The 20842-nt window shown below is 66.1% G+C and carries 21 protein-coding genes and 1 other RNA gene; 8 read left to right on the forward strand and 14 right to left on the reverse strand.

The features are described from left to right. Positions 1–65 precede the first annotated feature (65 nt). Positions 66–515, reverse strand: a complete 450-nt coding sequence (locus N5K27_RS00330; protein ID WP_087838227.1) for a carboxymuconolactone decarboxylase — start codon at positions 513–515, stop codon at positions 66–68. Between the two features lie 88 nt (positions 516–603). Here N5K27_RS00330 and N5K27_RS00335 point away from each other — a divergent pair, with 88 nt between their 5' ends. Together N5K27_RS00335 and N5K27_RS00340 are read left to right on the forward strand one after the other, a co-directional pair. Next, positions 604–1287, forward strand: coding sequence for a GntR family transcriptional regulator (locus tag N5K27_RS00335; RefSeq protein WP_279813619.1), 684 nt, complete (start codon positions 604–606; stop codon positions 1285–1287). Between the two features lie 43 nt (positions 1288–1330). Next, on the forward strand, positions 1331–1870 hold the full coding sequence (locus N5K27_RS00340) for a shikimate kinase (RefSeq protein ID WP_279813622.1): 540 nt from the start codon (positions 1331–1333) through the stop codon (positions 1868–1870). 55 nt (positions 1871–1925) lie between these two features. Here N5K27_RS00340 and ahpF read toward each other — a convergent pair whose 3' ends face one another. The 3 genes from ahpF to N5K27_RS00355 form a co-directional block, all read right to left on the reverse strand. Then, the gene (gene ahpF, locus N5K27_RS00345) at positions 1926–3515 is read right to left on the reverse strand and encodes an alkyl hydroperoxide reductase subunit F (RefSeq protein ID WP_087838230.1); all 1590 of its coding nucleotides are present in this window, start codon (positions 3513–3515) and stop codon (positions 1926–1928) included. A 155-nt stretch (positions 3516–3670) separates the two neighbouring features. Then, complete coding sequence (gene ahpC / locus N5K27_RS00350) at positions 3671–4234, reverse strand: alkyl hydroperoxide reductase subunit C (protein WP_087838231.1); 564 nt, start codon at positions 4232–4234, stop codon at positions 3671–3673. Positions 4235–4477: 243 nt separating this feature from the next. Continuing rightward, positions 4478–5173 carry a glutathione S-transferase family protein gene (locus N5K27_RS00355; RefSeq protein WP_087838232.1) on the reverse strand — a complete coding sequence of 232 codons (696 nt, stop codon included), beginning with the start codon at positions 5171–5173 and terminating at the stop codon, positions 4478–4480. A 105-nt stretch (positions 5174–5278) separates the two neighbouring features. On the opposite strand from N5K27_RS00355, the gene N5K27_RS00360 reads away from it, so the two are divergent. Together N5K27_RS00360 and N5K27_RS00365 are read left to right on the forward strand one after the other, a co-directional pair. Beyond that, positions 5279–5524, forward strand: a complete 246-nt coding sequence (locus tag N5K27_RS00360) for a hypothetical protein (RefSeq protein WP_132980378.1) — start codon at positions 5279–5281, stop codon at positions 5522–5524. A gap of 79 nt (positions 5525–5603) precedes the next feature. Continuing rightward, positions 5604–6143, forward strand: coding sequence for a DUF4142 domain-containing protein (locus N5K27_RS00365; protein ID WP_087838234.1), 540 nt, complete (start codon positions 5604–5606; stop codon positions 6141–6143). A gap of 34 nt (positions 6144–6177) precedes the next feature. On the opposite strand, the gene ogt is transcribed toward N5K27_RS00365, so the two are convergent. The 3 genes from ogt to N5K27_RS00380 are packed head-to-tail and all read right to left on the reverse strand — an operon-like array spanning position 6178 to position 7993. Further along, a complete protein-coding gene (ogt, locus tag N5K27_RS00370; protein WP_176400689.1) occupies positions 6178–6732 on the reverse strand; it encodes a methylated-DNA--[protein]-cysteine S-methyltransferase in 555 nt (184 codons plus the stop codon). Continuing rightward, a complete protein-coding gene (locus N5K27_RS00375) occupies positions 6729–7106 on the reverse strand; it encodes a DUF488 family protein (protein ID WP_087838235.1) in 378 nt (125 codons plus the stop codon). Before N5K27_RS00375 ends, ogt begins: the two co-directional genes overlap by 4 nt. 11 nt (positions 7107–7117) lie before the next feature. Continuing rightward, a complete protein-coding gene (locus N5K27_RS00380) occupies positions 7118–7993 on the reverse strand; it encodes a pirin family protein (RefSeq protein WP_279813633.1) in 876 nt (291 codons plus the stop codon). 182 nt (positions 7994–8175) lie between these two features. On the opposite strand from N5K27_RS00380, the gene N5K27_RS00385 reads away from it, so the two are divergent. Further along, positions 8176–9948, forward strand: coding sequence for an alpha/beta hydrolase (locus tag N5K27_RS00385; protein ID WP_087838236.1), 1773 nt, complete (start codon positions 8176–8178; stop codon positions 9946–9948). Between the two features lie 66 nt (positions 9949–10014). On the opposite strand, the gene N5K27_RS00390 is transcribed toward N5K27_RS00385, so the two are convergent. Together N5K27_RS00390 and N5K27_RS00395 are read right to left on the reverse strand one after the other, a co-directional pair. Beyond that, positions 10015–10362 (reverse strand): Rap1a/Tai family immunity protein, encoded by a 348-nt coding sequence (locus tag N5K27_RS00390; protein ID WP_087838237.1) that lies wholly within the window; start codon positions 10360–10362, stop codon positions 10015–10017. Positions 10363–10430: 68 nt separating this feature from the next. Then, positions 10431–10754 carry a hypothetical protein gene (locus N5K27_RS00395; protein ID WP_087838238.1) on the reverse strand — a complete coding sequence of 108 codons (324 nt, stop codon included), beginning with the start codon at positions 10752–10754 and terminating at the stop codon, positions 10431–10433. Between the two features lie 125 nt (positions 10755–10879). On the opposite strand from N5K27_RS00395, the gene N5K27_RS00400 reads away from it, so the two are divergent. Next, positions 10880–11299, forward strand: coding sequence for a GNAT family acetyltransferase (locus tag N5K27_RS00400; protein WP_087838239.1), 420 nt, complete (start codon positions 10880–10882; stop codon positions 11297–11299). A gap of 358 nt (positions 11300–11657) precedes the next feature. Beyond that, positions 11658–13895 (forward strand): phospholipase C, phosphocholine-specific, encoded by a 2238-nt coding sequence (locus N5K27_RS00405; protein WP_279813642.1) that lies wholly within the window; start codon positions 11658–11660, stop codon positions 13893–13895. Between the two features lie 77 nt (positions 13896–13972). Here N5K27_RS00405 and ssrA read toward each other — a convergent pair. The 5 genes from ssrA to N5K27_RS00430 all read right to left on the reverse strand — a co-directional run bounded on the left by ssrA (position 13973) and on the right by N5K27_RS00430 (position 18046). Next, positions 13973–14395: a transfer-messenger RNA gene (gene ssrA / locus N5K27_RS00410) on the reverse strand. A 68-nt stretch (positions 14396–14463) separates the two neighbouring features. Then, positions 14464–15129: a phosphoglycolate phosphatase gene (gph, locus tag N5K27_RS00415; RefSeq protein ID WP_087836635.1), complete on the reverse strand. Its 666-nt coding sequence runs from the start codon at positions 15127–15129 to the stop codon at positions 14464–14466. Then, positions 15126–15851, reverse strand: coding sequence for a bifunctional 2-polyprenyl-6-hydroxyphenol methylase/3-demethylubiquinol 3-O-methyltransferase UbiG (ubiG, locus tag N5K27_RS00420; protein WP_087836636.1), 726 nt, complete (start codon positions 15849–15851; stop codon positions 15126–15128). Before ubiG ends, gph begins: the two co-directional genes overlap by 4 nt. Before the next feature lie 102 nt (positions 15852–15953). Further along, entirely contained in the window at positions 15954–16595 is a 642-nt protein-coding gene (gene ompA / locus N5K27_RS00425) for an outer membrane protein OmpA (protein WP_087836637.1), read from the reverse strand. 98 nt (positions 16596–16693) lie between these two features. Beyond that, positions 16694–18046 carry a TRZ/ATZ family hydrolase gene (locus N5K27_RS00430; protein ID WP_279813652.1) on the reverse strand — a complete coding sequence of 451 codons (1353 nt, stop codon included), beginning with the start codon at positions 18044–18046 and terminating at the stop codon, positions 16694–16696. 152 nt (positions 18047–18198) lie between these two features. Between N5K27_RS00430 and gyrA the strand changes: the two genes are divergently transcribed. After that, positions 18199–20832 carry a DNA gyrase subunit A gene (gene gyrA, locus N5K27_RS00435; protein ID WP_087836639.1) on the forward strand — a complete coding sequence of 878 codons (2634 nt, stop codon included), beginning with the start codon at positions 18199–18201 and terminating at the stop codon, positions 20830–20832. Positions 20833–20842: the final 10 nt, after the last annotated feature.

Raw genomic sequence — 20842 nt, forward strand, 5'->3', positions numbered from 1 at the left:
GTGTGTCTCCTGAGATCGTTCTAGGTCGTTGTAGTCGAGCCGGGCCGCAGCACCCGGCGAGGGGGTCAGCCCTGGGATTCCTTTTTGGCTTCGTGTTCGGCGATGTTGGCCAGCAGTTCGGCGCCGCGGTTGGCGGCCGAGAGCCCGCGGAACAGGAAGCACAGGCTGACGACGGCCTGCATTTCCTCCCAGGTCGCGCCGGCGCGGCGCGCGGCGATGCCATGCAGGACGGCGGCGTCGCTCAGGTCCATCAGCAGCATGCCGAACAGCATCAGCTGCGCCGTCTTCACGTCGAAGCACTTGGGATACATCGCGTGCTCGCGCATTTTTTCCTGCAGGTCCACCAGCTTGGGATCGAGCGCGCCGGTAACGGCCAGGCGAGCCTCGATACGCGGCGGGACGAAGCCGATCAGTTCCTGGTAGATGGCGGCGCGCTCATCCAGCGTTTGTGCGGTGTCGGCGTAGGACCCGATACGGGCGTCGACGGCGGCGCGATCGATGCGTTTGGGAAGCATGGGAAAATTCTCCTGGTTGTCGATTTTCGTTTATATTTATTTAAATCGATTTTATAGTCAATATCGATTTTATGGCTGACGCCGGTCCATGAGCACATCCCTGACCTCCCAATTGACCCAGTCGCTGCGCGACGAATTGTTGAACGGCACCTTCCGGCCGGGACAGCAACTGCGCTTGAACCAGCTCAGCCAACAATTCAACGTCAGCCTCAGCCCGCTGCGCGAGGCGCTGTCCCGGCTGGCGGCCGAGGGGCTGGTCATCGCGCAGGACCAGCGCGGCTACCAGGCTGCGCCCGTGTCCGTGCGCAACCACCAGGAGATCACCGAACTGCGCACCATGCTGGAGCCGCACGCGCTGCGGATTTCCATGCAGCAGGGCGGCGAGGACTGGGAGGTCGCGGTGCTGGCGGCCCATCACCGCCTGCAACAGGTCGAGAAGCGGGCCGCTTCCGACCCCGGCGCGCTCGCCGAATGGGAGATCCGCCATCGCGAGTTCCACCTGATGCTGATCGGCGGCGGCCAGATGCCCGTGCTGGCCCAGTTCTGCGAGAAGCTGCTGGCGTTCTCCGACCGCTACCGCCGCATCTTCCTGCGCGAGCGCCCGCTGGACCGCGACATTCCCGACGAACACGAGGCCATCCTGCGCGCCACCCTGGACCGCGACGAGGCGCGCGCCAGCGAACTGCTGGCCCAGCACATCGGCCGCACGGCGGCCAATATCGCCATCCTGCTCGAACAGTGGGAGTCCGGCGCCGGGGATGCCGCCGCCTAGGTTTGAGCGGGGTTGTGCCGATGCCATAATGCCTGGCATGGAAATGGTTTTCATCTATGGACCCGTCGCATCCGGCAAGTTGACCGTTGCACGGGAACTCGGTCGCCTGACCGGTTTTTCCGTCTTCCACAATCACCTGATTGTCGATGCCGTGGCGTCCGTGTTCCCCTTCGGTACCGAACAGTTTGTCAGGCTGCGGGAACGCATGTGGCTTGACATGATGCACGAGGCCGCGGTGGCCGCGCGCTCCCTTGTCTTTACGTTCGCGCCGGAGCCGTCGGTTGCCGAGGGCTTTGCCCTGCGTGCGCGGGACGTCGTGGAAGCCGCCGGTGGCAGGACACGGTTTGTCCGATTGAGCGTTCCCGCGGCCGAGCAGGAAAAACGTCTGGTCGCGCCGAGTCGTGCCGAGTTCGGGAAGCTGCGGTCGCTCGATCTTCTGCGGGAGTTGCGCGAGCAGTTTGCAGCGTCCGAGCGGGCCATGCCGGAGCCGCAAGTAGCCATCGATACCTGCGCGCTGGCTCCCGCGGACGCGGCTCGCGCGATCGTCAAGGCACTGGCTTTGCCCTTGGCATCCACCAAATAAGAAAGGCCCGCGGGGCGAACCCCGCGGGCCTTGGACCGCCAACCCAGCAACGGAATCAGGCGGGCACTGCAGCCGTTTCCGGCGCATCGGCTTCCACCGACGAGCGGATCAGGTGATCGAAGGCGCTGAGCGCGGCCTTCGCGCCTTCGCCCGCGGCGATGATGATCTGCTTGTACGGCACGGTCGTCACGTCGCCCGCGGCGAACACGCCGGGCACCGAGGTCTGGCCCCTGGCATCGACCTCGATTTCCCCGTGCTTGCTCAGCGCCACGGTGCCCTTGAGCCATTCGGTATTGGGCACCAGCCCGATCTGCACGAAGACACCCTCGAGTTCGATGTGGTGCTCTTCGCCCGATTGCCGGTCCTTGTACGTCAGGCCGTTCACCTTCTTGCCGTCACCGGTGATCTCGGTGGTCTGCGCCTGGGTGATGACCGTGACGTTGGACAGGCTGTTGAGCTTGCGCTGCAGCACGGCATCGGCACGCAGCTCGGGGGCGAATTCCAGCAGGGTCACGTGCTCGACCAGGCCGGCCAGGTCGATCGCCGCTTCCACGCCCGAGTTGCCGCCGCCGATCACGGAGACGCGCTTGCCCTTGAACAGCGGGCCGTCGCAGTGCGGGCAGTACGCCACGCCGTGGTTGCGGTACTCGCGTTCGCCCGGCACGTTCACCTCGCGCCAGCGCGCGCCGGTGGACAGGATGACCGTGCGGCCCTTGAGCACGCCGCCGTTGGCCAGCCTGACCTCGATCATCTTGGCGCCCGGCACCAGGGCCTCGGCGCGCTGCACGTTCATGATCTCGACGTCGTAGGCCTTGACGTGTTCTTCCAGCGCGGTGGCGAACTTGGGCCCTTCGGTCTCCTTGACGGAGATGAAGTTCTCGATCGCCAGCGTGTCCAGGACCTGGCCGCCGAAGCGCTCGGCCACGACGCCGGTGCGGATGCCCTTGCGCGCCGCGTAGACGGCAGCAGCCGCGCCCGCGGGGCCGCCGCCGACGATCAGCACGTCGTACGGCTCGCGCGCGCTGAGCTTCTCGGCGTCGCGCTGGCCGGCGTTGCTGTCGAGCTTGGCAAGGAATTCCTCTACGCTCATGCGGCCCTGGCCGAACACTTCGCCGTTCAGGTAGACCGTGGGCACGGCCATGACCTGGCGCTTCTCGACTTCGTCCTCGAACAGCGCGCCGTCGATCGTGACCTGGCGGATGCGCGGGTTCAGCAGCGACATCACGTTCAGGGCCTGGACGACCTCGGGGCAGTTCTGGCAGGACAGCGACACATAGGTCTCGAACGAGAAGTCGCCGTCCAGGTTCTTGATCTGCTCGATCACGTCGGCATCGAGCTTGATCGGGTGGCCGCCGACCTGGAGCAGGGCCAGGACCAGCGACGTGAATTCATGGCCCAGGGGAATGGCGGCAAAGCGGATGCCGATGTCCTCGCCGGGGCGATTGATGGTGAAGGAAGGCTTGCGCTCGTCGTCGTCGCGTCGCTCGATCAGCGTGATGCGTTCCGACAGGCCGGCGATTTCCTTCAGGAGTTCAGCGAGCTCGCGAGACTTGTCGCCGTCGTCGAGGGACGCGACGATCTCGATCGGCTGCGTGATTTTTTCCAGGTAGGCCTGCAACTGGGTCTTGAGATTGGCGTCCAACATATTCGCTCCCTTCGCTCCGTATCTTGTGTTCTCGGATGGCGCCCGGCTCGCTTGTGGCGTGCCGGGCGGTACTGCCTTTCTACTGCTTGACTGCTACGTTCCGTGCCGGATGGCGGCCCCGCGGCGCGGCGCCGCCATCGAACGGCGGGCGGGACTTAGATCTTGCCGACCAGGTCCAGCGAAGGAGCCAGCGTCTTCTCGCCTTCCTTCCACTTGGCGGGGCAGACTTCGCCCGGGTGGTTGGCCACGTAGATGGCGGCCTTGACCTTGCGCAGCAGTTCCTTGGCGTCGCGGCCGATGCCTTCGGCGGTCACTTCCACGGCCTGGATCACGCCTTGCGGGTCGATGATGAAGGTACCGCGGTCGGCCAGGCCCTGGCCTTCACGCAGGACTTCGAAGTTCTGGGTGACTTCCCAGGTGGGGTCGCCGATCATCGCGTACTTGATCTTGCCGATGGCGGGCGAGGTGTCGTGCCAGGCCTTGTGCGAGAAATGGGTGTCGGTCGAGACCGAGTACACCTCGACGCCCAGCTTCTGGAATTCGGCGTAGTTGTCGGCCAGGTCTTCCAGCTCGGTCGGGCACACGAAGGTGAAGTCGGCCGGATAGAACACCACCACGGCCCACTTGCCCTTCAGGGTCTGGTCGGTGACTTCAATGAACTTGCCTTCCTTGAAGGCGGTCGCTTTGAACGGCTTGACCTGAGTATTGACTAGAGACATTGCGGTTTCCTCTCTTGCTGGGTTGAAAAGACGTATATGAATGGTATACGTCACTGGATAATTGATCAAATTGATTGATTCAATATAGCTGATCGTAAAATGCTATCGATCATCGTAGGCGACGGATGCTTCAGGAACGTGTCAGGGCAAGGCGCGGGCACCGTCCTGCGCCGCGCCGGATGGCAAAGGATATGAGGGCGAACCGCCCGTGTACAAGCGATGTTGCAGTTGGACGTGCCGGGCTCAGGACCGCAGGGAAGGCATGCGGCGTGCCGCCGGACCGGCGGCCTCGAGCATGCGTTCCAGCCATTGCGCGACGACGTCGCCTTCCGCAAGAACGGGAAAGTCGCTGACGCAGCGCGCCCACTGGAAGCCGCCGAAGACGATGTGGTCGGCATAGGCGGGAGCCTCGCCGCACAGGAAGGGCTGGGTCTTGAGCACCAGCCGCAGCGGCGTCAGGCTGGCCCGGAATTCCTCGACGCGGGTGTCGCGGTCGGCGCAGACGGCGGCCACGGGCATGCCCATGCGCTGCTCGCGGCTGCTGTGGAAGTAGGGCACGTCGTTTTCGTGCAGCGTGGCGGGGATGTCGACCAGCACCAGCCGCGTGAGCCCGGGCAGTTGCACGGAATCGGCCCAACTGTTGACGAACCTGGCGATGGCCTGGGCCTGCGGCCCGCCGAACAGCGACGGGGCGTCGGGATAGGTCGCTTCAAGGTACAGCGCGATCTGCCAGGAGTCGGGCACGACCCGGTCGCCGTCGACCAGCACCGGCACGCGGCCCTGCCCCGAGAACGCGAGCTTGTCCTTTTCGGTGAAGCGCCACGGCACGGTTTCCACCTCCAGGCCCTTGTGCGCCAGCGCCAGCCGCGCGCGCCAGCAATAGGGGCTGAAGCGGAAGTCGGGATTGGCGCCGGCAAGGTCGTACAGGAGTCTGGCCATGGGTGCGGGTCTCGGGTGAAGGCGGGGACCGACAACTATACCGCCGTGTGCGAGGAACGGGGCTTGCTGGCAGGAGCGGCCAACCGCACATCGAGTGAGCACATCATGGAATCGAAGAAAGAGGACGAGAAACTGCGCCCGTCGAACGAGCAGGGCGTGGGGCAGCTCGCGTCGCTGCCCGAAAGCACCGGTGCCGAGGACGGTGCGCCGCCATCCAGGCGGGCCGAGCACAAGCCGGCCACCAGCTACGACGGGTCGCCGCAGCCGGACCCGCGGCAGGACCGGCCCGGCCTGAGCGCGCCGCAGGACGATACCCCCGCCGTTCTGGAGAAGCGGGAAGGGCCCAAATAGGGAACCGCGATCCGATGGCCGGGCTGCCCGGGTATGCGGATTGCTGAGCCTCCAGGGTCTTCATCACAGGAGAATTGCCATGCATCGATTGCAGACCGCCGTATTGGCCGTTGCCCTGGCGTTCGGCGCCGGCTCGGCCGCCGCCGCCGATCTTGCCCGCAAGGACGCGCGCTTTCTACAAGATGCCGCGGAAAGCGGACAACTGGAGATCGGCGCCAGCCAGATCGCCGAGCGCAACGGCTCCCACCCCGATGTGAAGAGTTTCGCCAAGATGATGGTGGACGACCACACGAAGGTGGACGGCGAGCTGAAGACGCTCGCTTCCAGCAAGGGCGTGCAGCTGCCGGCCGAGCCTACCCGCAAGGTGCGTTCGGCGCTGAGCGACCTGCAGAAGAAGAGCGGCCCTGACTTCGACAAGGAGTACGCCGACGACATCGCGGTGGACGCGCACGAGGACGCGGTCAAGCTGTTCGAAAAGGCCGCCAAGGACGCCGAGGACGCGGATGTGAAGGCGTTCGCCGCCAAGACGCTGCCCAACCTTCAGCAGCATCTGGCCAAGGGCAAGGAACTGCAAAGCCTGATCAAGTCCACGCACGACAACGCCAAGATGAAACGGTAGACATCGTCCGGGCGGCGCCCCGGGTAAAGGGGCGTCAGAACAGGCCCGGCTGGCGGCGGCTCTCGCGCGGCGCCAGCCGGACCCCTTCGTGTTCCAGCAGCCAGACCTTGCGGTGCAACCCGCCGCCGTAACCGGTAAGGCTGGCGTTGGCGCCGATGACGCGGTGGCAGGGGACGACGATGCTGACCGGGTTGGCGCCGTTGGCCAGCCCCACCGCACGTACCGCCTTGGGCCGCCCGATGCGGCAGGCGAGTTCGGAGTAGCTGATGGTTTGTCCGACCGGGATGCGCCGGAGTTCGCGCCAGACGTCGCGCTGGAAGTCCGTTCCGGCGGTGGCCACCTCGAGGTCGTCGATGGCCGGCAATTCGCCCGCCATGTAGGCCTCCAGGCGCCGGCTGGCCTCGCTGGGGGTGTCTCTGTCGCGCAGCGCGTAACCCTGCTTGCCGTAGTGATGGCCGAGCAGTTCATGCATGCGCGGCTGGTAGTCTTCCCAATCGACCGCCCGCAGGCGGCCGTCGCCATCGGTCAGGATGAGCATCTGCCCCACGGGAGTGGGACGGTACTCCACGAACAGCGTCAGCATGGTCATGAGGAATGGCGGGCCGCGCGCAGCAGCGCGTCGCGCAGCACGAGCGCATGGTTGTGGTCCGGGTCCTTCGCGCCGTACAGCAAGGTGATCGGGCGGCCACCGGCATCGCGCAGCAGCGCGGACAATTCCTGCCGCTGCGCATCGCCGCCGAGCTCGGACGCATAGCGCTGGTGGAACTCGGCCCACCGGTCGGGACGATGGCCGAACCAGCGGCGCAGTTCGGGACTGGGCGCGAGGTCCTTGGGCCAGGCGTCGTAGACCAGGTCCTCGCGGCGGACGCCGCGGGGCCACAACCGGTCCACCAGGACACGGTAGCGGCCCGGCGCGACGTCCGCGTGGTCGTAGACCCGGTGCAATTCGATGTCGGGTTTCATCTCGGTGTTTCTCAAGCCAGGCGGCCGTCGCGAAAGTCGCTCAGCGCCTGGAAGATTTCCTGCTGGTCATTCATGACGAACGGTCCGTACTGCGCGATGGGCTCGCGCAGCGGGTGTCCCGCGATCAACAGCGCGCGTGCCGGTCCGCCATGCGCGGCCAGGACGACGCCGTCGGCCTCGGGCGTGTTGGCCAGGATGGCCATGCGGCCGGACTCGATCCGGGTGGCGCCGATGGCGACACTGCCTCGATACACGTAGACGAAGGCATTGTGGCCGGGAGGCAGGGGCTGCCGGAATTGCGTGTCTGCCGGCAGGTGCACGTCAAGGTAATACGGGTCGGTGGCGGGACGGGACACGGCGCCTTCGACACCGTGGCTGCGGCCCGCGATGACGGTTGCCTCGACGCCCGAGGCGGTTCTGGCGCGGGGCAGGTCCGCGGCCTGGAAATCGCGATACCAGGGCGTCGACATCTTGTCGCGCGCGGGCAGGTTCAGCCAGAGCTGGAAACCTTCCATCACGCCTTCTTCCTGCTGCGGGAGCTCGGAGTGGATCACCCCCCGGCCCGCGGTCATCCATTGCACGCCGCCGTTCTCCAGCAGGCCCTCGTGCCCGGCGCTGTCCCGGTGGCGCATGCGGCCCGCGATCATGTAGGTGATGGTCTCGAAGCCGCGGTGCGGATGGTCGGGGAAGCCCGCGATGTAGTCCTCGGGATTGTCGGTGCCGAACGCGTCCAGCATCAGGAACGGATCCAGGCGGCGTTGCAGGTGCTGGTCGATGACCCGGGTGAGCTTGACGCCGGCGCCGTCCGACGTGGCGCGCCCGGCCACGATGCGTTCGACGTCGCGGGGGTGGCCGACCGTTTCGGAAGCGGCGAGGGGGGTGGGCATGATGGACTCCTTCATAGCCATCCAGCATAGATCCAAGTTGGCGAGGGGGGCAAAACACTCGCGCTTGCTCTTGAAAAGGCGTCCCCCGATAATAGGGTTAAATGAAACAAATTGATAAATAAGCAACCGGGGGTATCGAATTGGGACGACTTTGTGAATTCTCGAATTTGCGGGCACGCGCCATGGCCGCCGGGTTGGCGGCGGCAGTGCTGGCCGCGCTGGGTGCCTGCGGCGGCGACGGGGCGGTTCCGCCCCCGGTCGATCCCTTGCAACCGTACCGCGACCAGGTCGTCAACTGGCAGGCCTGCGATCCCGAAACCCTGGGTGGCGAATCCCCCGCCTATATCACCCTGAGGGACCGCTTGAGCTGCGCGACCATACGCGTGCCGCTCGACTACTCGAATCCCACGAAGGGCGATGCCGTCGTGGCCGTGTCCCGCGTGGCGGCGGGCGAGCCCACGCAGCGGCTGGGCGCCATCCTGGTCAATCCGGGCGGCCCCGGCGGCGACGGCCTGGGCTGGTCGCTGAACCTGGCCGCGCTGTGGGGCAACGCCAGCGCGTCCACGACCACGGGACAACAGCTTCGCACGATCGTCCAGCGCTACGACATGATCGGCTTTTCGCCGCGCGGCGTAGGGGCCAGCAGCCGCATGTACTGCGGCACGAGCGGCATGCTCAGGCCGGAGCATCATAGTTCGGACCGCAGCGAGGCCAACGTCGCGGCCATGCTGTTCAATGCCAATGCGCTGGGCGATGCCTGCCTGCGCAATCCGCTGGTCAAGTACATCAATACCGACGCCACGGTCCGCGACATGGACCTGATCCGCGAACTGCTGGGCGACGCCAAGTTCAACTACGTCGGCATTTCCTACGGCACCTGGCTGGGTGCCTGGTATGCGTCGCTGTTCCCCGAGCGGGTCGGGCGCATGGTGCTGGACAGTTCCATGGACGTCACCGGCAACATCGACGTCAACGTCGTGATGCAGCCCATGGCCATGCAGCGGGTGCTGGACGAATTCATCGCGCCCTTCGCGGCCCGCCATCCCGACCGCTTCGGGATAGGCACCAACGCAGCCGAGATCGCGAACGTCTATCGCACCCTGCCCGAACCCATGCGGGTGGCGTTCGGCCAGCAGGCAAGCCTGCACGCGATCCTCAGCAAGACCCATCGCGTGGCCAAGGGCGCGCAGCTCATCGCTGCCGCGCGCGGCATGAACCAGATCCTGACCGACAACCCGGACGACATCCGTAACTTCACGGTGCTGGACGCGAAATTGATGGATTACGAGTTCGTGCCGGATTCCTTCGGCGACGATGCCGAGGTCCGGGGGCTGGCCCAGGCCATGCTGCAGCCGTATCTTCTGGCCTACGAACCGACGGCCTCGCCCGTGGAGCTCAGTACCTTCAACTCCGTGTTCAACACCGTGGTGTGCAACGACACGGTGGCCACGAGCACCGATCCGCAATACTGGGTGAAGCTGGGCAACGAGATGGCGGCCCGCTATCCCTACGAGGGCGGCTCGGTCACGCGCAGCCTGTGCGCGACCTGGGGCGGGCCTTCGGTCGCCAAGCCGCCGCTGTCGCGCGCCGGCTCGTCGGCTCCCATCCTGATGCTGCAAAGCGAGTTCGACGCCCAGACCGCGACAGAAGGCGCCCGGCGTTCTTTCGACCAACTGCCGCAGGCGCACCTGGTCCTGGTTACCGGCGCCTACTCGCATGGCGTGGTGCCGGAAAGCAATGCCTGCGTCGACGCGACGATCGGCACCTATTTCGCCAACGGCGTGGTGCCGGGGCGCAGCAGCACCTGCGCGGAGCCGCCGCTGCCCTACGAGGGAACGGCGGATGCCACCCGCATGGCCAAGACCAGTGCCGGCGAGACCGACGCGGCCGCCCAGGCGCGCGAGGCCCTGCGGCAGAGCCTGGACGCGATTGCCCACTCAGGCGCGCGGTTCTAGGCGGCCAGGCAGGGGCATTCCACCGCCCGGCTTCAGGCCGGGCGTTTTTTTTCGTCCCCGCGGTGCCTATTGCTTGCAGGGATAGGCGTCGCCCAGCGCGTTCACCAATATCACCACGGCGGGCAGGCCGTGATCCTGCGGCCGGCTGGCCAGCCGCTGCCGGAAGAGCTCGACCGTGCGTCCGGTGGACACATTGCCGGGCGCGCAGAACGGCAGCGGCGTCCTGGTGGCCATGGACTGGACGCGCATGCCGTCGATCGCGCCCATCACGAATGCCGAACAGCCCAGCGAGGCGTCTCCACTGGCGCCCGCGGCGCATTGTTCGTTCCAGAACGCGCCTGTCCAGGGTTCGGCGGCATGGGCCGGCCGGATCGCCAGCGCGGCGAACAATATCAGGGGGGCGGCGATTTTCATGGCAGTCATCGGTCGGGCGCAGGCTTCGCGAAGCCGGGCGCGGTTGAGTCGGGAAGGGGGAATGGTTCCTATTTGGCGCAGTTTGCCCGAGCTCGGTCGACATCGATCTTCCGCGCCTCCATGACCCGCACGAGTTGCAAGGTGGCGGTCAGGCAGGCATTGGCGGCGGGCGCGACGGTGCGCGGTCCGGCGTTCGGCCCGCCTGGCAACGAGGGCAGGGACGGTACCGCGGGAGCCGCACGCCCCGCCGACTGCGCACGCGCCTCGCAATAGGCGGCCTTCAGGTCGGCATCGCTCATGGCTTTCAATTCGTCGTCGGTGCGCGGCATGCACGAGGCCATGGCATTGTGCGCGGCCAGCGCGCAGGCGGCGAGGAGGGCGAGTCTCAGCATGGCGGTCCTGTATGGAGGGGGTACGCGATCCTGGACGGTCCGGCACGAGCGCGGACTGCCGTGGCAATGGCCATAGTATAAAAGTCATCCGCCCACCAACCGTACTCTTGCAAGTGCCGGAAAACATGCTTATTCGTTCGTACCGACCCGCCGACGAAGCGGCCATTATCGCCCTGTGGCAGGCCTGTGGGCTGACGCGGCCCTGGAATGATCCCAGAAAGGACATCGAGCGCAAGCTGACCGCGCAGCCCGAGTTGTTCCTCGTCGGGGAGTCCGACGGGGCGCCCATCGCGTCGGCCATGGTGGGTTTCGACGGACACCGCGGCTGGGTGTATTACCTCGCGGTGCATCCCGGCCACCAGCGATGCGGCCACGGCCGTCGCTTGATGGCGCATGCGGAACAGCTCCTGATCGAACGCGGGTGCCCGAAGATCAACCTGTTGGTGCGCACGGCCAACGGCCAGGTCATCGATTTCTACCGGGCACTGGGGTACGCGCAGGACGACGCGGTGAGCCTGGGCAAGCGGCTGATCCCCGATATCTGAGTCGGCGTTGCCTGGCGCGGCGGTCCGCGCGCTCGCATTTCGTTGCGAATCCGGCGTCCGATTTTCACCCCGTTGTCACCTGGGCTTTCTAGGCTTGCACCGCCGCACATTTCTCGTGCCTGGCCTGTCGCATCCCTTTTACTCTGCCCACCCATGCCCATACCGATCTTTGCGCGAGCCTTCGCCGTGGCGCTTGCCGTCGCCACATTCCTGACCGCCTGTGGCAGCGATGACGATTCATCGCCGCCTTCCTCCGGCCCGGGGACAGAGCAGCCGCCCACCACGCCATCGAAACCCGACCTGCGCTGCGCGCCGTAACGGCTGCACGACGTTTCCCACGACCCACGCACGGACATCCATGACTTCCCGCCGCCGATTTCTGCAAGCCACTTCGGGCGCCGGCCTCGCCGCCGGCGTACTCGCCACCTTTCCGCCCAGCATCCGCAAGGCGCTGGCCATCCCCGCCAACAACAAGACCGGCACCATCCGGGACGTCGAGCACGTCGTGATCCTGATGCAGGAGAATCGGTCGTTCGATCATTACTTCGGCACGCTCAAGGGCGTGCGCGGCTTCGGCGATCGCTTCACCATTCCCATGATCAACGGCCGCAAGGTCTGGCAGCAGGAGCGCAGCAACGGCGCGCTGCTCACGCCTTATCACCTGGACGGGACGGCCAACAACGCGCAGCGCGTCAGCGGCACCCCGCACGACTGGGGCGACAGCCAGCTTGCCTGGGACAACGGCCGCATGAGCCAATGGGCGCGCCACAAGACCAATACGTCCATGGGCTATTTCAAGGAACAGGAAATCCCCTTCCAGTTTGCCCTGACCAATGCATTCACCCTCTGTGACGCCTATCATTGCTCGATGCACACGGGCACCGACGCCAACCGGTCGTTCCATCTCACCGGCACCAACGGGCCCACCGCGCAGAACGTGGCTTACGTCACGAACGAGTGGGACGCCATTCCCGGCACGCCGGGCTCGGACGCGATCGGCTATACCTGGAAGACCTATGCCGAACGCCTGGAGGATGCCGGCATCAGCTGGATCTGCTACCAGAACATGCCCGACGAGTGGGGCGACAACATGCTGGGCGCCTTCCGCCAGTTCCGTGCCGCCAACCTGGCGTCGGGCTTCCCCGTGTCGAGCGGCGGCGCGCCCAATGCCCCGTATTCCAACACGGGCCAGGGCCTGCCCTACCACGCCTACGATCCCGCCACGGACAATGCCCGCAACCCGTTGTACAAGGGCATCGCCAATACCCTGCCGGGCACCACGCCGGATTCCTACCTGGACGCCTTCCGCCGCGACATCCGCGAAGGCCGCCTGCCGCAGGTTTCCTGGATCAATGCGCCGTCCATCTATTGCGAACACCCCGGGCCGTCCAGTCCCGTGCAGGGCGCCTGGTTCCTCCAGGAGGTGCTGGATGCGCTGACCGCGGTGCCGGAGGTCTGGAGCAAGACGGTGCTGCTGGTCAACTTCGACGAGAACGACGGCTACTTCGACCACGTGCCGTCGCCGTCGCCGCCGTCGCGCAATGCCGACCTCTCCCTGGCGGGCAAGACCACGCTGCCGGAGGCGAGCCTGGCCTCCGAGTACTACACGCAGGCCGCGCCGGCCGGCAGCACCCGCCAGCCCGCTCCGGACGGCCGCGTCTTCGGCCCCGGGCCGCGCGTGCCGATGTACGTGATCTCGCCGTGGAGCCGTGGCGGCTGGGTCAATTCGCAAGTGTTCGACCACACTTCGGTGCTGCGCTTCCTGGAAGCGCGCTTCGGCGTGGAAGAGCCCCACATCAGCCCGTTCCGCCGCGCGGTCTGCGGCGACCTGACCAGCGCCTTCAACTTCGCCACGCCCAACGACGAAGCATTGCCTACGCTGGGCGGCCGCAACACGCGCGCGGCCGCGGACCAGCTGCGTTCCAGCCAGCAGGCGCTGCCCGCCATGCCCTTGCCCGCCGACCTGCAGATGCCGATCCAGGCGAGCGGCACGCGCCCGTCGCGGGCCTTGCCGTACGAGCTGCATACCAGCGCGCGCTGCGGACCGGACGGCCAGGTGAAGCTGCTGTTCTCGAATACCGGCAAGCAGGGAGCGGTGTTCCACGTCTATGACCGCCATCACCTGGACCGGATCCCGCGCCGGTATACGGTGGAAGCGGGCAAGACGCTGGACGACACCTGGAACGCGGGACTGGACAATCTGGGCCGCTACGACCTGTGGGTACTGGGCCCCAACGGCTACCATCGTCACTTCATCGGCGACACCGCGCGTATCGCTGATACCGGCGTGCAGCCCGAAATCCGCGTCTGCTACGACATCGCCAACGGGAACGTCTACACGGAACTGATGAACGGCGGCACCCAGGCCTGCACCTTCACGGTCGCGGCCAGGGCCTACCGCGAGGATGGCCCCTGGACCGTTACGGTGGCGCCCGGCGCCCAGGAGTCCCTGCACTGGGAGTTGGCCGGCAGCGGTCGCTGGTATGACTTCGAAGTCAGCTGCAGCGCCGACGCGGCCTTCCGCAGGCGCTTTGCCGGCCGCGTCGAAACGGGCGAGCATGCGGTGAGCGACCCGGCGATGGGCGAGCAGGACTGAGCCGTCCACGGACGAAAAAAATCCCCAGGACGGCCGAGGCTTTCCTGGGGATTCTGGCGCCAGATGCTGGCGGTATATGGTGGAGCCGGCGGGAATTGAACCCGCGTCCGGAAGCCCTCTACAGACAGTTCTACATGTGTAGTCGATTTATTTGGATTTAACCGTGTGCTTAGCCAACCGACAGGCCGGCACACAGCGATTCACGTAGTTTAAGCATGAACCGTGTGACCCCAGTCCATACCGATTCCTTGAGAATGACACTGCTGCGGTTCAGGATCAGGCTGCTTCGGGGGTTTATGGCCCTAGACAGGGATCCTTAGGAAAGTTGCCCTTCCTCCGCCCGACCCAAGGACAGATCGGTGCAGCGGCTCACCGCTTAAGCGGCGAGAGCGAAACGCTCGTCGTTGGCGTTTATTTGCGTTCCAGTGGTTTAACGAGCTTACTGGTGCTCGACATGCCCTGTGCTGCTTCGCGACCCCCGTCGAAACCGGTACGGCCCCTTGAGGAGGATTGTATCCCATATGGAGCCATGGGGCGGGTTTTCAAGAGGCGGCTCCGGCCGGGGGGATCATGTCGGCAGCAGGCGCCGTATCGCCGGCAGCAAGTCCGGGACCGAGGCGACGACCGCGTCCGCGCCCCAGGCCTCGACAGGCACGCCATCGCCGCAATAGCCGTAGGCGGTGGCGATGGTCTTCATGCCCGCGGCCTTGCCGGCAACGATGTCGCGCTGGTCGTCGCCCACGTACAGGCAATGCCGCGGCGCGACGCCGACTTCCCGCGCGGCGTGCAGCAGCGGTTCAGGATGCGGTTTCGAGTAGGCGGTGGTGTCGCCGCAGACCACGACGGCGCTGTGCTGCTCGAGCGCCAGGTGGCGCACCAGCGGCGTGGTGAAGCGGGTGACCTTGTTGGTGACGATGCCCCATGCCCAGCCCTCCTGGACGAGGCTGGACAGCAATGTTTCCACCCCGGGGAAGAGGGAGGTATGCACGGCGATGTTGGCGGCGTAGTCGTCCAGGAACTGCTGCTTGCACGCTTCGTAGCCGGGCGACTCGGGGGTCAGCCCGAGCGCCACGCGCAGCAATCCCCGCGCGCCGTGCGAGGCCATGGGACGCAGTTGCTCGTAGGGCAGGGCGGGCAGGCCCCGGCGCAGGCGCTGCTGATTGGCGGCGGCGGCAAGGTCGGGGGCGGTATCGGCCAATGTGCCGTCGAAATCGAAAAGAACCAGCGGTTTCATGAGCGTATCGTCGCCACCATGTAATTGACGCTGCTGTCGCTGCTCAGTTTGTAGATTTTCGTCAGGGGGTTGTATTCCAATCCCTTGATCGCGACTGCCTCCAGGCCGGCGCCGCGGGCGGCGCCCAACAGTTCGCTGGGGCGGATGAAATGGTCGTAGCTGTGCGTGCCTCGCGGTACCAGGCCCAATATGTATTCGGCGCCCAGTATGGCAAAGGTAAACGATTTTAAATTGCGGTTCAGCGTCGAGAAAAAAACGTGTCCGCCGGGTTTGGCCAGCCTGGCGCAGGCCCGGATGACGGATTCCGGATCCGGTACGTGCTCCAGTAACTCCATGCACGTCACGATATCGAAAGAGCCGGGTTGGTCATCGGCCAACTGCTCCACGCTGATATTGCGGTATTCCACTTTCACGCCGCTTTCCAGGCTATGGAGTTTCGCGACCTTCAGCGATTTTTCGGCCAGGTCGATACCGGTGACCATGGCGCCGCGAGCCGCCATGCTTTCGGCCAATATGCCGCCGCCGCAACCGACGTCCAGCACGGTCTTGTTTCCCAGCCCGTGCGCCATCTGGCTGATCCATTCCAGGCGCAGCGGATTGATGGCATGCAGCGGTTTGAATTCGCTTTCCGGGTCCCACCAGCGCGAGGCCAGGGCGCTGAACTTGGCCAACTCGGCCGCATCGGCGTTGACGGGCCGGGATTCCTGGGCGGTGGTGGTCATGGCGGACTCCAGTTTGGCGGCAAAAAAATAAACCCCGCAGAGCGGGGTTCCAGCCGGCGGTACCCGAAGGATACCGCCGGGATCCAACTGTCAGGCAGTGGATTACTTGTTGCGCGTACCCACGACTTCGACTTCCACGCGGCGGTTCTTGGCACGGCCGGCGGCGGTCTTGTTGTCGGCGATGGGCTGCTTCTCGCCCTTGCCTTCGGTGTAGACGCGGTTGGCTTCGATGCCCTTGCTGACCAGGTAGGCCTTGACAGCTTCGGCACGACGGACCGACAGGCGCTGGTTGTAGGCGTCGGTACCGATCGAGTCGGTGTGGCCGACGGCGATCACGACTTCCAGGTTGATGCCGCGGATCTGGTTGACCAGCTCGTCCAGCTTGGCCTTGGCTTCGGGCTTGACGACGGACTTGTCGAAGTCGAAGAAGGCGTCGGCGGAGTAGGTGACCTTCTGGCTGACCGGAACGGGCACGGGAGCCGGAGCCGGGGCGGGAGCGGGGGCAGGAGCCGGGGCAGCGGCGGGCGCAGCGACCTTCAGCGCGCCATCGCAGGACGGGTCGGCGGTGGCGGGGGTCCAGAACCCATTGCGCCAGCACAGGCCGTCAGCGCTCTTGACTTGCACGCCGAACGCCGATTGCCAGTTGTCGTTGACCTTACCGGCTTGAGCAGAGGCCACGCCCGAGGCCGTCACGGCAGCGAAGGCGAGCGCCAGAGAGATTCCAATTTTGGAGCGTTTGTTCATGTTTCTCCTCTTAGCTTGAAATGAAACTCGCAGCGAACCCCCGCCGCAACATGGATATACATGCCCAGTATAGCATTGCGGTTGTTCTCTCATGCCACTCACTCCTGGGATAAGTAAGTGTTTGTGCCAGAAATCACACCGGCTGCACGCAAGCGCCACTGCGATATCCGGGACATTATCCTTTCGAGATCGCTTTTTGATGGTGAATTGGTGAGTTGTAGTTTTTTTGCAACTGTCCGGCCGTCGATCCATACCTCTTCCACGTCCTCTCTTCCGGCCGCGTAGACCACGTGGGACACCGGGTCGAATACCGGCGCGAGCCGGGCGGAATCGAGCCGTATCGCCACCAGGTCGGCATATTTGCCCACCGCGACCGAGCCGATCCGGTCGTCCCACCCCAGCGCCTTCGCGCCGCCCAGCGTGGCCGCGTGCAGCGCCCGGTGGGCAGGCAGCGCCCGCGCATCGCCGCTGGCGCCCTTGGCCAGCAGGGCCGCCAGCCGTAGTTCCGACAGCATGTCCAGGCGGTTGTTGCTGGCCGCGCCGTCGGTGCCTATGCCCAGATTGACGCCGGCCTCGAGCAGGCGGGCAACCGGCGCGAGGCCGCTGGCGAGCTTGAGGTTGGAAGCGGGGCAGTGGGCCAGGCTGACCCCGTGGGACGCCAGCAGCGCGATGTCGTCGGCGTCCAGGTGGACGCCGTGCACGGCCACCAGCCGGGGCGACAGCAGGCCGAGATGGGCCAGGCGCTCGGCGGGGCGCATGCCGTGCATGGCCACCGCTTCCTCGACTTCCTGGCGGGTTTCGTGCAGGTGGATGGCGATGGTCAGGTCGGCCTCCTCGGCCACGGCGGCCAGGTGGCGCAGCATGTCGTCGCCCACCGTGTAGGGCGCGTGGGGAGCCAGCATGAAGCGCAGTCCCGGTTCGCCGCGGTACTTTTCGTGGGCCGCCAGGGCCTGCGCCAGCATCTGCTCGGCCGGCGGCGCGCCGGGTATCTCGAACACCGTGCCGCCCACCGCCGCGCGGATTCCCATCGACAGCGCGGCGCGGGCCACCTCTTCGGGGTGGAAATACATGTCGGCGCAGCAGGTGGTGCCTCCGGCCAGCATCTCGGCGAAGGCGAGGACGCTGCCGTCGTAGACGAAGTCGGCCGACATCAGCTTGCGCTCCAGAGGCCAGATGCGCTCTTGCAGCCAGGCCATGAGCGGCAGGTCGTCGCCGGCGCCGCGCAACAGGCTCATGGCTGCGTGCGTGTGCAGGTTGACGAAGCCGGGCAGCAAGGCACAGCCGGCCAGGGGGCGTTCGGCGGCGCCGGGGTGGCGGTCCCGCAGCACGCCGTGCGGTGCGATGTCGGCGATCCGGCCATCGCGCATGGCGATGCCATGGCCGGCCAGGACGGCCTGGTCGGGTTCGACGGGGATCAGCCAGTCGGGAAGCAGCAGGGTGGTCGGGGCCATGGACGCGTCGGGTGGCGGGCGGGCCCTAAGCATAACGCCAGGCCGGGGTGATAAACTCTTAAGCTTCGCCCGCCGTTCGTTCGCAAGCTGTTTTGCCCTCGCGAAATGCCTTGCGAGCGGGATGCGACAACACCTCTTGAAGCAGCTTGCCCATGGATTCCTTCGCCAAGGAAACACTACCGATCTCTCTTGAAGAGGAAATGCGCCGCAGCTACCTGGATTACGCGATGAGCGTGATCGTGGGCCGCGCGCTTCCCGACGTGAGGGACGGTCTCAAGCCCGTGCACCGGCGCGTGCTGTACGCGATGCACGAACTGAACAACGACTGGAACCGGGCCTACAAGAAGTCGGCCCGTATCGTCGGCGATGTCATCGGTAAGTACCACCCGCACGGCGACCAGGCGGTCTACGACACGATCGTGCGCATGGCACAGCCGTTCTCGCTGCGCTACATGCTGGTGGACGGCCAGGGCAACTTCGGCTCGGTCGACGGCGACGGCGCGGCGGCCATGCGGTACACCGAAATCCGCCTGGCCAAGATCGCGCACGAACTGCTGGCCGACATCGACCAGGAAACGGTTGACTTCGGGCCCAACTACGACGGCAGCGAGAAAGAGCCGCTGCTGCTGCCGGCCCGCCTGCCCAACCTGCTGGTCAACGGCAGTTCCGGCATCGCCGTGGGCATGGCCACCAACATCCCGCCGCACAACCTGGCCGAGGTGGTCGACGGCTGCCTGTACTGCCTGCGCAATCCGGAGTGCACGGTGGACGAGCTGATCGAGATCATTCCCGCTCCCGACTTCCCCACGGGCGGCATCATCTATGGCATGTCCGGCGTGCGCGAGGGTTATCGCACCGGCCGCGGCCGGGTGGTGATGCGGGCCAAGACCCATTTCGAGGACGTCGAGAAGGGCGGCCGCCAGGCCATCGTGGTCGACGAGATCCCGTACCAGGTCAACAAGCGTTCGCTGCTCGAGCGCATCGCCGAGCTGGTCAACGAGAAGAAGATCGAAGGCATCTCCGATATCCGCGACGAGTCCGACAAGGACGGCATGCGTGTCGTGATCGAGCTCAAGCGCGGCGAAGTACCCGAGGTCGTGCTCAACAACCTCTACAAGAACACCCAGCTGCAGGATACCTTCGGGATGAACCTGGTGGCGCTGGTGGAAGGCCAGCCGCGCCTGTTGAACCTGAAGCAGATGGTGGAGTATTTCCTGGCGCACCGGCGCGAGGTCGTGACCCGCCGCACGGTGTTCCAGCTGCGCAAGGCGCGCGAGCGCGGCCACGTGCTCGAAGGCCTGGCCGTGGCGCTGGCCAACATCGACGATTTCATCGCCATCATCAAGGCTGCCCCCACGCCGCCCATCGCGCGCCAGGAACTCATGGCCCGCACCTGGGATTCGTCGCTGGTGCGCGAGATGCTGACGCGCGCCGAGGCCGACACGGTCGGCGGCCGCGGGGCCTACCGTCCCGAAGGCCTGGGCGAGGAGTTCGGCATGCAGGACGATGGCCTGTACCGCCTGAGCGATACGCAGGCCCAGGAAATCCTGAACATGCGCCTGCAGCGCCTGACCGGCCTGGAGCAGGACAAGATCGTGGGCGAGTACAAGGACGTGATGGCCAACATCGCCGACCTGCTCGACATCCTGGCCAAGCCCGAGCGCGTGACCGTCATCATCGGCGACGAACTGTCGGCTATCAAGGCCGAGTTCGGCACCGACGTGAAGGACATCCGCCGTTCGCAGATCGAGCTGAACGCGACCGAGCTCGACACCGAGGACCTCATCACGCCGACCGACATGGTGGTGACGCTGTCCCACTCCGGCTACATCAAGAGCCAGCCGCTGTCCGAGTATCGCGCCCAGAAGCGCGGCGGTCGCGGCAAGCAGGCCACGGCCACGAAGGAAGACGACTGGATCGACCAGCTCTTCATCGCCAACACGCACGATTCCATCCTGTGCTTCAGCAACCGCGGCCGGGTCTACTGGCTGAAGGTCTGGGAAGTGCCGCAGGGCACGCGCAACTCGCGCGGCCGGCCCATCGTCAACATGTTCCCGCTGTCGGAGGGCGAGAAGGTCACCGTGGTGCTGACCGTCAAGGCGTACAGCGAGGACCACTACGTCTTCATGGCCACCGCCAAGGGCACGGTCAAGAAGACGCCGCTGTCCGAGTTCTCCAACCCGCGCAAGGCCGGCATCATCGCGGTCGACCTGGACGAGGGCGACTACCTCATCGGCGCCTCGCTGACCGACGGCAAGCATGACGTGATGCTGTTCTCGGACGCCGGCAAGGCCGTGCGCTTCGACGAGAACGACGTGCGTCCCATGGGACGCACGGCCCGGGGCGTGCGCGGCATGATGCTGGAGGAGTCGCACACCGTGATCGCGCTGCTGGTGGCCGAGAACGAGACCCAGAGCGTGCTGACCGCGACCGAGAACGGCTACGGCAAGCGCACGCCCATCGGTGAATACACGCGCCATGGCCGGGGCACCAAGGGCATGATCGCCATCCAGACGTCCGAGCGCAACGGCAAGGTCGTGGGCGCCGTGCTGGTGGATCCGGCCGACGAGATCATGCTGATCACCACCGGCGGCGTGCTGGTGCGTACGCGCGTCAGCGAGATCCGCGAAATGGGCCGGGCCACGCAGGGCGTCACGCTGATCAACGTCGACGAGGGCACGCACCTGTCGGGCGTGCAGCGCGTGGTCGAGTCCGACACCGAGGAGCCCGAAGGCAACGGTACCGACGCCGGGCCGGAAGCTCCGTCTTCCAGCGAGGCCGAATAAGGCGGCTGCC

It is taken from the genome of Pigmentiphaga sp. GD03639, from assembly GCF_029845405.1.
Classification (GTDB): domain Bacteria; phylum Pseudomonadota; class Gammaproteobacteria; order Burkholderiales; family Burkholderiaceae_B; genus Pigmentiphaga; species Pigmentiphaga daeguensis.